At 69.4% G+C, this 13,367-nt stretch carries 16 protein-coding genes; 15 read left to right on the forward strand and 1 reads right to left on the reverse strand.

Annotation, left to right across the window (positions count from 1 at the left end; genetic code table 11):
• Position 1 precedes the first annotated feature (1 nt).
• The 7 genes from ACHAAJ_RS01110 to ACHAAJ_RS01140 all read left to right on the forward strand — a co-directional run bounded on the left by ACHAAJ_RS01110 (position 2) and on the right by ACHAAJ_RS01140 (position 5,248).
• The gene (locus tag ACHAAJ_RS01110; RefSeq protein WP_435726005.1) at positions 2-637 is read left to right on the forward strand and encodes a riboflavin synthase; all 636 of its coding nucleotides are present in this window, start codon (positions 2-4) and stop codon (positions 635-637) included.
• Entirely contained in the window at positions 634-1,932 is a 1,299-nt protein-coding gene (gene ribB, locus ACHAAJ_RS01115; protein WP_435726006.1) for a 3,4-dihydroxy-2-butanone-4-phosphate synthase, read from the forward strand. The genes ACHAAJ_RS01110 and ribB overlap by 4 nt, the downstream gene beginning before the upstream one ends.
• Before the next feature lie 51 nt (positions 1,933-1,983).
• A complete protein-coding gene (gene ribH / locus ACHAAJ_RS01120; RefSeq protein ID WP_435726007.1) occupies positions 1,984-2,466 on the forward strand; it encodes a 6,7-dimethyl-8-ribityllumazine synthase in 483 nt (160 codons plus the stop codon).
• A gap of 68 nt (positions 2,467-2,534) precedes the next feature.
• A complete protein-coding gene (locus tag ACHAAJ_RS01125; RefSeq protein ID WP_435726008.1) occupies positions 2,535-2,798 on the forward strand; it encodes a phosphoribosyl-ATP diphosphatase in 264 nt (87 codons plus the stop codon).
• 78 nt (positions 2,799-2,876) lie between these two features.
• On the forward strand, positions 2,877-3,725 hold the full coding sequence (gene hisG, locus ACHAAJ_RS01130; protein WP_435726009.1) for an ATP phosphoribosyltransferase: 849 nt from the start codon (positions 2,877-2,879) through the stop codon (positions 3,723-3,725).
• A 10-nt stretch (positions 3,726-3,735) separates the two neighbouring features.
• The gene (gene hisF, locus ACHAAJ_RS01135) at positions 3,736-4,506 is read left to right on the forward strand and encodes an imidazole glycerol phosphate synthase subunit HisF (protein WP_435726010.1); all 771 of its coding nucleotides are present in this window, start codon (positions 3,736-3,738) and stop codon (positions 4,504-4,506) included.
• Between the two features lie 22 nt (positions 4,507-4,528).
• Positions 4,529-5,248, forward strand: coding sequence for a GNAT family N-acetyltransferase (locus ACHAAJ_RS01140; protein WP_435726011.1), 720 nt, complete (start codon positions 4,529-4,531; stop codon positions 5,246-5,248).
• 36 nt (positions 5,249-5,284) lie between these two features.
• Here the strand turns inward: ACHAAJ_RS01140 and ACHAAJ_RS01145 are convergent, their stop codons facing one another.
• On the reverse strand, positions 5,285-5,926 hold the full coding sequence (locus ACHAAJ_RS01145) for a TIGR03085 family metal-binding protein (RefSeq protein WP_435726012.1): 642 nt from the start codon (positions 5,924-5,926) through the stop codon (positions 5,285-5,287).
• A 94-nt stretch (positions 5,927-6,020) separates the two neighbouring features.
• Between ACHAAJ_RS01145 and hisI the strand changes: the two genes are divergently transcribed.
• From hisI to lgt, 8 genes are all read left to right on the forward strand, one after another.
• On the forward strand, positions 6,021-6,428 hold the full coding sequence (hisI, locus tag ACHAAJ_RS01150; protein WP_435726013.1) for a phosphoribosyl-AMP cyclohydrolase: 408 nt from the start codon (positions 6,021-6,023) through the stop codon (positions 6,426-6,428).
• Between the two features lie 68 nt (positions 6,429-6,496).
• Entirely contained in the window at positions 6,497-8,047 is a 1,551-nt protein-coding gene (locus ACHAAJ_RS01155; protein WP_435726014.1) for an anthranilate synthase component I, read from the forward strand.
• Positions 8,044-8,670 (forward strand): Trp biosynthesis-associated membrane protein, encoded by a 627-nt coding sequence (locus tag ACHAAJ_RS01160; RefSeq protein WP_435726015.1) that lies wholly within the window; start codon positions 8,044-8,046, stop codon positions 8,668-8,670. The genes ACHAAJ_RS01155 and ACHAAJ_RS01160 overlap by 4 nt, the downstream gene beginning before the upstream one ends.
• 130 nt (positions 8,671-8,800) lie before the next feature.
• Complete coding sequence (locus tag ACHAAJ_RS01165; protein WP_435726016.1) at positions 8,801-9,070, forward strand: HGxxPAAW family protein; 270 nt, start codon at positions 8,801-8,803, stop codon at positions 9,068-9,070.
• A gap of 2 nt (positions 9,071-9,072) precedes the next feature.
• Positions 9,073-9,903, forward strand: coding sequence for an indole-3-glycerol phosphate synthase TrpC (trpC, locus tag ACHAAJ_RS01170; protein WP_435726017.1), 831 nt, complete (start codon positions 9,073-9,075; stop codon positions 9,901-9,903).
• A gap of 49 nt (positions 9,904-9,952) precedes the next feature.
• On the forward strand, positions 9,953-11,248 hold the full coding sequence (gene trpB, locus ACHAAJ_RS01175; protein ID WP_435726018.1) for a tryptophan synthase subunit beta: 1,296 nt from the start codon (positions 9,953-9,955) through the stop codon (positions 11,246-11,248).
• Complete coding sequence (gene trpA, locus ACHAAJ_RS01180; protein WP_435726019.1) at positions 11,248-12,036, forward strand: tryptophan synthase subunit alpha; 789 nt, start codon at positions 11,248-11,250, stop codon at positions 12,034-12,036. The genes trpB and trpA overlap by 1 nt, the downstream gene beginning before the upstream one ends.
• The gene (gene lgt / locus ACHAAJ_RS01185) at positions 12,033-13,019 is read left to right on the forward strand and encodes a prolipoprotein diacylglyceryl transferase (protein WP_435726020.1); all 987 of its coding nucleotides are present in this window, start codon (positions 12,033-12,035) and stop codon (positions 13,017-13,019) included. Before trpA ends, lgt begins: the two co-directional genes overlap by 4 nt.
• Positions 13,020-13,367 lie beyond the last annotated feature (348 nt).

The raw sequence follows: 13,367 nt of genomic DNA on the forward strand, positions 1-13,367 counted from the left end.
AATGTTTACCGGAATCATCAGCGGCCTCGGCCGCATCGAGGCCATCCGTCCGGAGGGCGAGGGCGACGCCGTCGTGCTGTCCGTCTCGGCGCCGGGGCACGCGGCCGACCTGGGCCTCGGCGGCTCCCTCGCCATCAACGGCGTCTGTCTCACCGCCACGGCGATCGACGGCGACCGCGTGGACATCGACGTCATGGGCGAAACCCTGCGCCACACCACCACGGGCTCCCTCGCGGTCGGCGACAACGTGAATCTCGAGCGGTGCGTCCCGGCGGGAGGCCGGCTGGACGGACACGTGGTCCAGGGGCACGTCGACGGCGTCGGCACGCTCATAGAACGCGAGGGCCGGGGGAACTGGGACCGGTTGCGTTTCTCGGTGCCGCGGGAGCTGGCGCGGTACGTCGCACGGAAGGGATCGATCGCGATCGACGGCGTCTCGCTCACCGTGACGGAGGTTTCTCCGGCCGGCGAGGCGGATCAATGGTTCGAGGTCGGGGTCATCCCGACCACCCTGCGCGACACGGTCCTCGGATTCCGCCGCGTTGGGGATCCCGTCAACCTGGAGGTGGACGTCATGGCGAAATACATCGAGCGCCTGACCTCGTTCGCGGCGCCGGACAGGGGGAGCCACGCATGAGCATCCTGGACCCGATCGAGACCGCCGTCGCGGCCATCGCGGCGGGACGTGCCGTCGTCGTCGTCGATGACGAGGACCGCGAAAACGAAGGCGACATCATCTTCGCCGCAGAGTTCGCCACGCCGGAACTCATGGGCTGGACCATCCGGCACACCTCCGGCGTCGTCTGCGTCCCGCTGCCCGGCGAACGGGCCGACGCACTGGGCCTGCCTGCGATGGTCGAGGTCAACGAGGACGCCAAAGGCACCGCGTACACCGTCTCGTGCGACGCGGCCGCCGGCATCACCACCGGCATCAGCGGCGCGGACCGCGCGACCACGGTTCGCCTGCTCGGCGACCCCGAGAGCGGGATCGGCGACTTCACCCGGCCGGGCCACATCTTCCCGCTGCGCGCGGTGGACGGGGGCGTGCTGCAGCGGCGCGGCCACACCGAGGCGTCCGTGGACCTCTGCCGCCTGGCAGGGCTGCAGCCGGTCGGAGCCATCGCGGAACTGGTGCACGACGACGGCACCATGATGCGGCTGCCGGCGCTGCGCGAATTCGCCACCACGTGGGACATTCCGCTGATCAGCATCGAGGACCTCGCGAACTACCTTGCCGCCGGCGGCCCGGCGCAGGCCCACACCCCCGAGCCCGCTTCCGTCGTCGGCGGGCCCGCGGTGTCGGTTCCAACCGCGCAGGGTGTCTTCACCGTCCAGGCGTGGACCGTGCGCGGCAGCGGCGACGAACACCTCACCTTCACGGCGCCCGTCGTCGGCGGGGCGCAGGCCCCCGCGGGTCCGGTTGACCCGTCCCAGATACCTGGACCCGCGCCGTTGGTCCGCCTGCACTCGGAATGCCTGACCGGGGACGTGTTCGGGTCCTACCGTTGCGACTGCGGCGAACAGCTGTCCGCCGCCCTGGCCGCGATCGCCGCCGAGGGCGGGACGGTGGTCTACCTACGGGGACACGAGGGGAGGGGGATCGGGCTGGCCAACAAGATCAGGGCGTACGCGCTGCAGGACGGCGGGGCGGACACCGTGGAGGCCAACGAACAACTGGGCCTGCCCGTCGACGCGCGCCGCTACGACGCCGCGGTGGCGATCCTGTTGAGCCTCGGGCACTCGTCCATCCGCTTGATCACCAACAACCCGCTCAAGGAGACCTGGCTGACCGAGTCCGGCATCGACGTCGTCGAAACCATTCCCAGCCATGTGGCCGCCAGGCCGGAAAACACGCGGTACCTGCAAACCAAGCGCGAACGCATGCGGCACAGCATCGCCGCCGGAGCGTTCACGGCGCCCAGTGCCGAATAGCCGGCTTTCGGGCCGGAACCAAACGTCAATCAAACAAAGGGAGAACAAAACATGAGTGGACACGGAGCTCCGGCCGTCGGGGCCGAGGATCTCGCGGCCGCCGGCAAGGCCGGTCTGAAGGCCATCATCATCGCGGCGAGCTGGCACGAGCAGATCATGGACGGCCTCGTCGACGGCGCCCTGCGTGCCGCGGCCGAGGCGGGCATCGACGTGCCGGATGTCGTGCGTGTCCCCGGAACGTTCGAACTGCCCGTCGTGGCCGCACGGCTGGCGCACGGATACAACGCCGTCGTGGCACTGGGCGTGGTCATCCGCGGCGGCACGCCCCATTTCGAATTCGTGTGCCAGGGCGCCACCGCCGGCCTGACAGACGTCTCCGTGCGGACGGGAACGCCCGTGGGGTTCGGCGTACTGACATGCGACAACGAACAGCAGGCGCTGGACCGCGCCGGACTCCCGGGCTCCGTCGAGGACAAGGGCCACGAAGCCATGGCGGCGGCCCTGCAGACGGCCCTGGTGCTCTCCGGCCGGTGATCCGAGGAATTCGTCACATTGGTTGGCCCGGTGCCGGGCGGCACCGGGCCAACCGCTAGGCTTGTGCCGTGAAAACCTTTGACACCCTTTTTGCCGAACTCTCCGAGAAGGCCGTGGCCCGCCCCGCCGGATCGCGCACCACCGCGGAGCTCGACTCGGGTGTGCACGGCATCGGCAAGAAGATCGTCGAGGAGGCCGCCGAGGTATGGATGGCCGCCGAGTACGAATCGGACGAGGAGGCTGCCGAGGAAATCTCGCAGTTGCTTTACCACCTTCAGGTGATGATGCTGGCCAAGGGCCTGACGCTGCGGGACGTTTACAAGCATCTGTAGCCGACGGCCACGGCCGCGGCGAAGAAACGTAGACCAGCCGGCACAGGCACCACCTCCAGACCAGAAACGAGCCGCACCATGTTGCGAGTAGCCGTGCCCAACAAGGGCGCACTTTCGGAGGCCGCGACCTCCATGCTGACCGAATCCGGATACCGCCAGCGCCGCGACAACCGCGAGCTGGTGCTGGTGGACGCGGACAACGACGTCGAGTTCTTCTACCTCCGCCCGCGTGACATCGCCGTCTACGTCGGTCGGGGCATCCTCGACGTCGGCATCACCGGGCGCGACCTGTTCCTCGACGCGGAGGTCAACGGGGACGCCGAGGAACGGCTTCCACTGGGAATCGGAGCCTCGACGTTCCGATTCGCGGGTCCGGTCGGCGACTTCTCCTCGGTCCAGGAGCTGCACGGAAAGCGCATTGCTACCAGCTACGACGGCCTGCTGCGCGGCTATCTCGAGGCGCGCGGAATCGACGCCCAAGTGGTCCGGCTGGACGGCGCGGTCGAATCCTCGGTCCGGCTGGGCGTCGCGGATGCCATCGCCGATGTCGTGGAGACCGGCAGCACGCTGCGCGCGGCCGGGATGGAGACGTTCGGCGAACCGATCCTGAACTCCGAGGCCGTGATGATCGGCCGGACGGGGGAAAACTCCGTCGGCTCCGAGGTTCTGATCCGCCGGTTGCAGGGGGTCCTCGTGGCCCGCCAGTACGCCATGCTCGACTACGACATCCGGCGTGACCTCGTGGATCAGGCCTGCGCCCTCACCCCGGGGCTCGAGTCGCCCACGGTTTCGCCTTTGCAGGACGGGGCTTGGGTCGCCGTCCGTTCGATGGTCCGCAAATCGCAGACCAACAACATCATGGACGAGCTCTACGATCTCGGCGCCCGCGCCATTCTGGTCAGCACCATCCACGCCTGCCGTATCTAGAGGAGCCGCCGTGAGCGTAGCCATCCGAGTCATTCCCTGCCTGGACGTCGACGCGGGCCGGGTTGTGAAGGGCATCAACTTCGAGGGACTGCGCGACGCCGGGGATCCGGTGGAGCTGGCAAAGCGCTACAACCTCGCCGGGGCGGACGAACTGACGTTCCTGGACGTCACCGCTTCCTCGGGCAACCGCGAGACCACATACGACGTCGTCGGCCAGAGCGCCGAGGAAGTCTTCATCCCGCTGACCGTCGGTGGCGGCGTCCGCAGCGCTGACGACGTCGATCGGTTGCTGCGCGCCGGCGCCGACAAGGCCTCCATCAACACGGCCGCCGTCGCGCGGCCCGAGATCATCAGCGAGATCACCCAGCGGTTCGGTTCACAGGTACTCGTCCTGTCTCTGGACGCTCGCCGCACCGCGGATCCCTCCGTTCCGTCCGGGTTCGAGGTAACCACACACGGAGGCCGCACGGGCACCGGAATCGACGCCATCGGGTGGGCACGAGAGGCCGCCGAGCGGGGCGTGGGGGAGATCTTGCTGAACTCGATCGATGCCGACGGCACGAAGCAGGGCTTCGACCTCGAGATGATCGCGGCGGTCCGCGCCGCGGTCAAGGTGCCGTTAATCGCCTCCGGGGGCGCGGGATCCCCCGAGCACTTTCCGGCGGCCATCGCCGCGGGCGCCGACGCCGTGCTGGCGGCCTCGATTTTCCATTTCGGTCCCGTGGACATGATCGCCCGGGTGAAGGACGCGATCAGGGAGGCTGGTTTCCCTGTTCGCTAACCCGGCGTTCCTCGATGGACTGATGAACGAGGGGTGGCCCGCCCTGGAACGCGGAAAGGTCGACGGATGGCTGCTGCGCTACGCCGCGGGCGTCACGCGCCGCGCCAATTCCGTGCTGGCGCTGGAAACGCCCTCCGACGTCGACGCCGCAGTCGCGGAGGTCGAGCGGCGCAGTGCCGAACGCTGGCTGGACGCGGTGTTCCAGATCACGCCGGCAACGCAGCCGGCGGATCTGGACGCGCGCCTCGGCGAGCGCGGCTACGCGGCCGGCAGCCCCACGCTGGTCCAGGTGATGGAGGGCATCGACCTGCCGAAGTTCGCCGACCTCCCCGTCGACCCGCGCGTGGAACTGACGCACCAACCGGATGAACGTTGGCTGGAGCTCTTCTGGGAACACGAGGGCCCGAGCGCGCCGGCCGACCGAACGATCTCGCGGCAGATCCTGCTCGGCTCGCCCGCCGTCTACGCCGCCCTGACAGCGGACGGCACCGTCGCGGCCATCGCGCGCATGGCGCTGGTCGGATCATACGGGGGCATGTACTGCGTGGGCACTCGGGCCGGATTCCGTCGCCAGGGCCTCTCGAAAGCCGTACTGGAGGCGCTGCTGCGGAACGCGGCCGAACGCGGTCTCGAGGGTGTCTGGCTTCAGGTGCGCGAAAGCAACGTGGGCGCCATCCTGCTGAATGACGCGCTGGGTTTCACCACGGCCTCCAACTACCACTACCGAACGCGGACACTCTAAGGGCGTCCGGGCTGCGCACCGCCTCGTCCGGACGAGTCAGGTTCGCAGATCCGCGCTGGAGAGCAGTGCGACCGCGTCTTCAGCACCCTCGAAGGTCACGAGCGCCTGGCCTCGGCGGCCGTAGGCGTGCATCAAAAGTTCGGCCGGTTCGCCGGTGATGGCCACCGAGGTCGGGGCGCGGCGGACCACATGCCGCCGACCGTCGGGGCGGCGGAGGATGATGCCGACGTCCACCCCGCGGTAGAGCACGGCGGCTCCCCGCACGAGGGCCAGCCACAGTTCGTCGGAGTATTCCGAGTCCAGCACGCGCGGTGCCCAGCGTTCACCGGCGCGGCGCACGTCCTCCGTGTGCACGAAGAACTCCACCAGGTTGGCGGCATGGTCCACCGCGGGCACCGCCAAGGGGGACAGCCTGCCCGGTCCATGAGCGAAACGCCCCACCAGTTCGGCGTACCTCCCGGGGATGGATGCCTCGCCGGCGAGCCGGTTAATTGCCCGGCCCAGCGGGCCGGCGAATGCCTTGATGGTGATGCCCGCGGCCAGTGGATGGTGTTCACGGAGATATAGGTGGGCCGCGAGGTGACGGGTGCGCCAACCGGTGCACAGGGTCGACTCATCAGGTCCGGCCGCCAGCAGGACCTCAGCCAGGACTTCGCGCGAAGGAGGTACGAATCTCATCACCTCCGAAACTAGCACGGTGCGGCGCGTTTGGCAGGGCCGCGTAGCGGTCGTCGACGGCGGGGCCGGCACGCGAGCGACTAGACTGGAACCGATGTCCAACAACCCAGCTTCCCCACCGGACCCCGACGCCGCGCCCGGCGGTCTCGGCGCACTCAGCGGCATCGCGGCGCGCCTCAAGAAGGACGACGCCGGCCTGGTGGCGGCCATCGTCCAACAGCACGACACGGGCGAGGTCCTGATGCTGGGTTGGATGGACGAGGAAGCGCTGCGCAGGACCCTCACGAGCGGACGAGTCACCTACTGGTCGCGCTCGCGCGAAGAGTACTGGCGCAAGGGCGACACCTCGGGACACGTCCAGCACGTCCGCTCCGTGGCCCTGGACTGCGACGGCGACGCACTGCTGGTGCGGGTCGACCAGGTCGGCGCCGCATGCCACACGGGCACGCGAACGTGCTTCGACGGGCGGGACCTAGGCGCGTCCGTAGCGTCCTTCGCCTGAAGCTTGACGCTCCGCCGGTCCACGGCCGCTGCCCACACCCACGCCCGACGAGGAAGGTCTCCACGAAAATGCAAGGACTCGGGGTCATCTCCCCAACGCTCGAGGAGTTCCGCGAGCTCGCACGCACCCGACGGGTGATCCCGGTGTCGCTGCGCGTGCTCGCCGATTCCCTCACGCCCATCGCGATCTACGGCCGGCTGTCCGGTGGCCGGCCCGGCACGTTCCTCATGGAAAGCGCCGCGGCCGGAGGCGTCTGGAGCCGCTACTCGTTCATCGGTTGCGGCTCGCCCGCGACGCTGACCACGCGGGACGGCAAGCCCCACTGGATCGGCAACCCTCCGGTGGGGATCCCCACGGAGGGCAACCCCGTCGAGATCCTCCGCGACACCGTTGCCATGCTGCGCACCGAACCGCTGGACGGGTTGCCGCCGCTCACCTCGGGGATGGTCGGTTTCATCGGCTGGGAGGCCGTGCGCCACTGGGAGCGTTTGCCGAACCCGCCGCACGACGACCTCGGACTGCCCGAACTCGCCATGAACCTCGTCGGCGACATGGCTGCCCACGACAACACCGACGGCAGCGTCACACTCATCGCGAACGCCATCAACCAAGACGGCGCCGAGACCGGCGTCGACGGCGCGTACGCACACGCCGTCGAACGCATCCGGAACATGCTGGCCCGGCTCGACGAGGCCGCTCCGGCGGACGTCTCCGCCTTCAGCGGCGCCGACGTGCCACAAGACGAGCTCATGCGGGCCGTCACGCACAGCTGGGACGAGCAGTCGTACCGGCAGGCCATCCTCAGGGGCAAGGAGGCGATCGTGGACGGCGAGGTCTTCCAGGTCGTCGTCTCGCGCCGCTTCGAACTCCAGACCGACGCCGACCCGCTGGATGTCTACCGGATCCTGCGCACCACCAACCCCAGCCCCTACATGTACCTCTTCAACATGGAGGACACCCACGGCGGCCGGTACTCGATCGTCGGTTCCTCGCCGGAGGCGTTGGTGACCGTCAACGACCGGCACGTCGTCACGCATCCCATCGCCGGCTCGCGCCCCCGGGGTGCGACCTACGAGGACGACCTGGTCTTCGAGAAGGACCTGCTGGCGGACGAGAAGGAACGCGCGGAGCACCTGATGCTGGTGGACCTCGCCCGCAACGACCTGTCCAAGGTGTGCGAACCGGGAACCGTCGAGGTGAGCCAGTTCATGGAGGTCGAGCGTTTCAGCCACATCATGCATCTGGTGAGCAACGTCGTCGGCCGGTTGTCCGACGGGGCCACGTCGTACGACGTGCTGGCCGCGACGTTCCCCGCCGGGACGCTCTCCGGGGCCCCCAAGCCGCGCGCGCTCCGGCTGTTGGATGAGATGGAGCCGCAACGCCGCGGCGTGTACGGCGGCGTCGTGGGCTACCTCGACTTCGCCGGCGACATGGACATGGCCATCGCCATCCGCTCCGCCCTGATGAAGGACGGCCGCGCCTACGTTCAGGCCGGCGGCGGAATCGTCGCCGACTCGGACCCCGAGGCCGAATCGTTGGAGAGCATCAACAAGTCCGCGGCACCACTGCGGGCGGTGTGGGCCGCCGGCAGCATGCGGCCGGCGGGAACGACTCCATGACCGGCTCCGCGGGCGGGTCGGCCGCGACGGTCCGCCGGTTCTGGCCTCCGTCGCGCCGCGGCGTGGTGTTGGCCGGGGTCCTCGGCGCCATCGCCGCGCTCGCCACCGCCACACGCGTGTGGATCCGCGTGCTTCCCGCCGAGGGGGCGATCAACCCGGCACCCATCGACGTGGCGGGTTCGGAGGCGGCCACCGCGGTGGCGGCGCTGGCCATCGTCGCGCTCGCGGGCTCCGTGGCCGCTGCGATCGCCGGGCCCGTGGCGCGGTACGTCATTGCCGTGCTGTTGGCCGCCTCCGGGGCGGGCATCGTGGCGTCCGCCTTCGCCGTCGTCGCGGACCCCCGCGGCGCCGCGGCCTCCGCCGTCGGGGCGGCGGCGGGGACGCCGACCGTGGACGGCGCCTACGACGTGCGGTTCTGGCCCTGGGTGGCCCTCGCGGCAGGTGTTTGGGCGATCGGCTGCGGCATCGTGCTCGCCGCGACCGGACGGCACTGGCGGGCCAACCGCAAGTACGCCGCGACCTCAGCCACGGAAGCGCCGTCCGCGGCGGGTCCGGCGGCGGGCCCGGTCAACGAGATCGACGGTTGGGACAGCCTCTCCCGCGGCGAGGACCCCACCCGCTGACGGCATGCGCTGGGGTGCCGCCGCCGGGCGCAACATGGCGTCCCGCCGGGGAAAAGAATGGCAGAATGTAACTAGTTTCGACCCGGGACGCATTCCCCGGACAACCCAGCCGACGAGGAGCAGAACAGCCATGGCCACCAAAGCCGAAGCCACCACCGGACACGGTTTCGATCCAATGCACGCGGAGCCGATCGGGCATGGAAACAGTGTTGCGGCGTGGACCGCCGTGGGCATCATGCTGATCGGCGCGCTCCTCGGTTGCGTGGGATTCGCCATCACGAACGTGCCGCTTCTGGCGGTGGGCTCCGTCGTGGTGATCCTCGGTCTCGTGGCCGGCTGGTTCATGAAGAAGATCGGCTACGGCGTCGGCGGCAGCAAGTCCAAGGACAACGGCCACTAGGCGTGAGCGTTCTCGACGACATCATTTCGGGCGTCCGCGAGGACCTGCGGGGGCGGCAGTCGGACATCGACGCGGCCTCCATCCGCGCGCTGGCCCTCGCCGCAGCGCCCGCCCGCGACGCCTTTGCCACCCTCGGCGGCACGTCCGACGGGACAGGCCGCGACACCATCCTGCGGGTGGTTTCCGAGATCAAGCGCAAAAGCCCGTCCAAGGGCGCCCTCGCGGACATCCCGGAACCCGCCATTCTGGCGCGCCAGTACCGCGACGGCGGGGCCTCCGTCATTTCCGTGCTCACCGAGGAGCGCCGCTTCGGTGGATCGCTGGCGGATTTCGACGCCGTCCGCGCCGCGGTCGACCTGCCGCTGCTCCGCAAGGACTTCACGGTGGAGCCGTACCAGATCCTCGAGGCGCGTGCCCACGGTGCCGACCTGATCCTGCTGATCGTGGCCGCACTGGACGACGCGACGCTGGCCGAGCTTTTGGCGCTGACGCACGACTTGGGCATGAACGCCCTGGTCGAGACGCACACGGAAGAGGAAGTCGACCGCGCGGTGGCCGTCGGCGCCCGCATCATCGGCGTGAACGTGCGCAACCTCAAGACGCTCGACGTCGACCGGTCCAACTTCGCCCGCCTGGCGGACAGGATTCCGTCCACGTGCGTGATCATCGCCGAATCCGGGGTGCGCGGAGCCGACGACGTCGCGGACTACGCCGCGCACGGCGCCGACGCGATCCTCGTCGGCGAAGCCCTGGTGAAGGACAACACCCCGGCCGACGCCGTCCGGGCCTTCATCGCGACCGGCACCGCCGCGCGGCCCGCCCGCAGGGCCTGATCGGGCGCACCTTCCAGCTTTCCCTCCAGCCAGACAGGACGGCCACACCATGACCGAGACCCCCAGCCAGCCAGAGGCGACCGATCCGGTCGACGCCTTCCTCGACGGCGGTCCCAGCCTCCGCAATGCCCCCGGCCCCTACTTCGGCGGCTATGGCGGGCGCTGGATGCCCGAATCCCTGATCGCCGCGCTGGACGAGCTGCAGGACACGTTCGAGAAGGCCAAGGCGGATCCGGCGTTCACCGCCGAAATCGCCGAGCTGAACCGCAACTACTCGGGCAGGCCGTCTTTGCTGACGGAGGCCAAGCGGTTCGCGGAACACGCCGGGGGAGTCCGTGTTTTCCTCAAGCGCGAGGACCTGAACCACACGGGTTCGCACAAGATCAACAACGTCATCGGCCAGGCGCTGCTGGCGAAGCGGATGGGCAAGACCCGCCTCATTGCCGAGACCGGCGCCGGCCAGCACGGCGTCGCCAGCGCCACCGCCGCGGCCCTGATGGGGATGGAGTGCGTGGTCTACATGGGATCCGAGGACACCCGCCGGCAAGCGCTCAACGTCGCCCGCATGAACCTTCTCGGCGCCACGGTGGTGCCCGTCACCGCCGGTTCGAAGACGCTGAAGGACGCCATCAACGAGGCGTTGCGCGACTGGGTCGCCAACGTCGACAACACCCACTACCTGCTCGGGACCGCCGCCGGCGCGCACCCCTTCCCTGCCATGGTCCGCTTCTTCCACGAGGTCATCGGCGAGGAAGCCAGGGCACAGGTCCTGGAACAGGCCGGACGGCTCCCGGACGCCGTCTGCGCGTGCATCGGCGGCGGCTCCAACGCCATTGGCATCTTCCACGGCTTCCTCGACGACCCCTCGGTGGAACTCTACGGCTTCGAGGCCGGCGGGGACGGGGTGGACACCCCGCGTCACGCGGCAACCATCACCCTGGGCAAACCAGGCGTGCTACACGGCGCGCGGACGTATCTCATGCAGGACGACGACGGCCAAACCATCGAATCGCACTCCATCTCCGCGGGACTGGACTACCCCGGCGTCGGACCGGAACACTCCCACCTGCACGACATCGGGCGCGTCGCCTACGAACCCATCACCGACGCGGAGGCCATGGAGGCGTTCAGCCTGCTGTGCCGCACCGAGGGCATCATCCCCGCCATCGAGTCCTCGCACGCACTGGCCGGGGCAATGAAGGTCGGCCGGCGCAAGGTGGAAGCCGGAGCGGACCCGAAGGAAACCATCGTCGTGGTGAACCTTTCGGGACGCGGAGACAAGGACGTGGGGACCGCCGCCGAGTGGTTCGACATCATCGACGACGCCGAAGGACAGGACAAGTAATGCAGAGCAAGTCCGCCGCAGCCATCGAACGCGCCCGCTCGGAGGGCCGTCCCGCGCTGATCTGCTACCTGCCCGCCGGCTACCCCGACGTGCAGACGACCATCGACGCCGCCGTGGCCATGGCCGAGAACGGCGCGGACATCATCGAGGTCGGGATTCCCTACTCGGACCCGGTCATGGACGGCACCGTGATCCAGGCGGCGACCGTCCAGGCGCTGGCCGACGGCTTCCGGGTCGCGCAGGTGTTCGACGTGGTCCGCGGCATCACCGAGCGCTGCGATGCGGCGGTGCTGGTCATGACCTACTGGAACCCCGTGCTCCGGATGGGCGTGGACGAGTTCTCCCGCCGCCTTGCCGAGGCCGGCGGCGCCGGCCTGATCACGCCGGACCTGATTCCGGACGAGGCCTCCGAATGGCTCGAGGCCTCCGACAGGCACGGGCTGGACCGCGTGTTCCTGGTCGCACCGAGCTCGACCGTGGAACGCATGCGCTCCACGGTGGAGGCAAGCCGTGGATTCGTCTACTGCGTCTCCATCATGGGCGTCACGGGAGCGCGGAGCAATGTCGCGAACACCGCGGCCGCCGTCGTCGAGGCAGCGCACGCGGCCGGCGCGGAGCGCGCCTGCGTCGGTCTCGGCGTCTCGCGGGCCGAGCACGTGGAGGAGATTGGCGCATACGCCGACGGCGTGATCGTCGGAACCGCGCTTGTCGCCGCCCTGCGCGATGGTGGGGTCGAGGCCGTCGGACGGCTCACGGCCGAACTCAGCGGCAAGGGAGGGACGGCATGAATCCGTTCACGGCTCTTCCGGCCTCCATCCCGAGCCCTCCGCAGGAATTCGCCAGTCTCTCGGTCGGTCCGCTGACCATCCACGCCTACGCCCTGTGCATCCTGGCCGGGATCGTGGCGGCCATGTGGCTGACCGCGCGGCGCTGGCAGTCCAAGGGCGGGCCGGACGGCGTCGTCTGGGACATCTGCATCTGGGCCATCCCGTTCGGGATCATCGGTGGCCGTCTCTACCACGTCTTGTCGTCGCCGGACGCGTACTTCGGTCCCGGATTCGACGGTTCGGGCGACCTGAGCCTGATCTGGCAGATCTGGCGCGGCGGGCTCGGCATCTGGGGCGCCGTCGCCCTCGGTCTGGTGGGCGCGTGGATCGGATGCCGCAGGTACGGCGTGCGGCTGATGGCGTTCGCCGACGCCGCCGCGCCGGGCGTCCTGCTGGCCCAGGCGATCGGACGCTGGGGCAACTGGTTCAACCAGGAGCTCTTCGGCGGCCCGACCACCCTGCCATGGGGCCTGGAGATCGACGCGACAAGCCCCAACTTCCCGCCCGATGCCCTGCCGGGGACGCTGTTCCACCCCACGTTCCTCTACGAGTTCCTCTGGAACATCGCCGGCGTGGCCATCCTGCTTCTTTTGGACCGCAAGTTCAGGTTCCGCCGGGGCACCATGTTCTGGGCCTATGTGGCCTACTACACACTCGGCCGCCTGTGGATCGAGGCCATGCGCATCGACGACGCCGAAATGATCTCCTTCTTCGGCGTCACGCAGCGCTTGAACGTCTGGACGTCGCTGCTGTTGCTCGTCGTCGCCCTGGTGGTTTTCGCCTATCTCGCCGCGAGATTCAGCGGTCTTCCGGATCCCGGGGTCCATCTTCCGGGGCGCGCGCCCGAGGAAGAAGGCGCCGAACCGGATGACGACGGGGCGCCGGAGACGGACGCAACCCCCCCTGCCCGGCGGTCCGAGGAAACCAAGTCGGGCCCCGCGTAAAGAATGCCCCGCGGCTGGGGGTGCCCGGCCGCGGGGTGCTAATCTCTCCATACTTCCGCTTCACGCCGAACCACAACCCTTAAGCGTCGGTCGCTTCGGAAGAGGCGCGGACTCCCTTGAGCAATCCGGGGCCGCGCACCACAATGAAGTGGACCACCGTTACGTGGAACACCGCCAGTACAAGCCGGCGGCCCACCTCGGCCGGACGTCCTCCGGCGCAGCCCCGCGCCGCAGAGGAAATCCGACTCACCGGGCACCGTCGGCGACCGCCGGCCTCGACCGCCCAGGGGCCAACGCCGTCCCTCCGCACCCTTGCGCCGCCACCCCCGTGGCAGACCACCATACGGA

The sequence above is a fragment of the Arthrobacter arnarulunnguaqae genome (genome assembly GCF_051262515.1).
GTDB lineage: Bacteria > Actinomycetota > Actinomycetes > Actinomycetales > Micrococcaceae > Arthrobacter_N.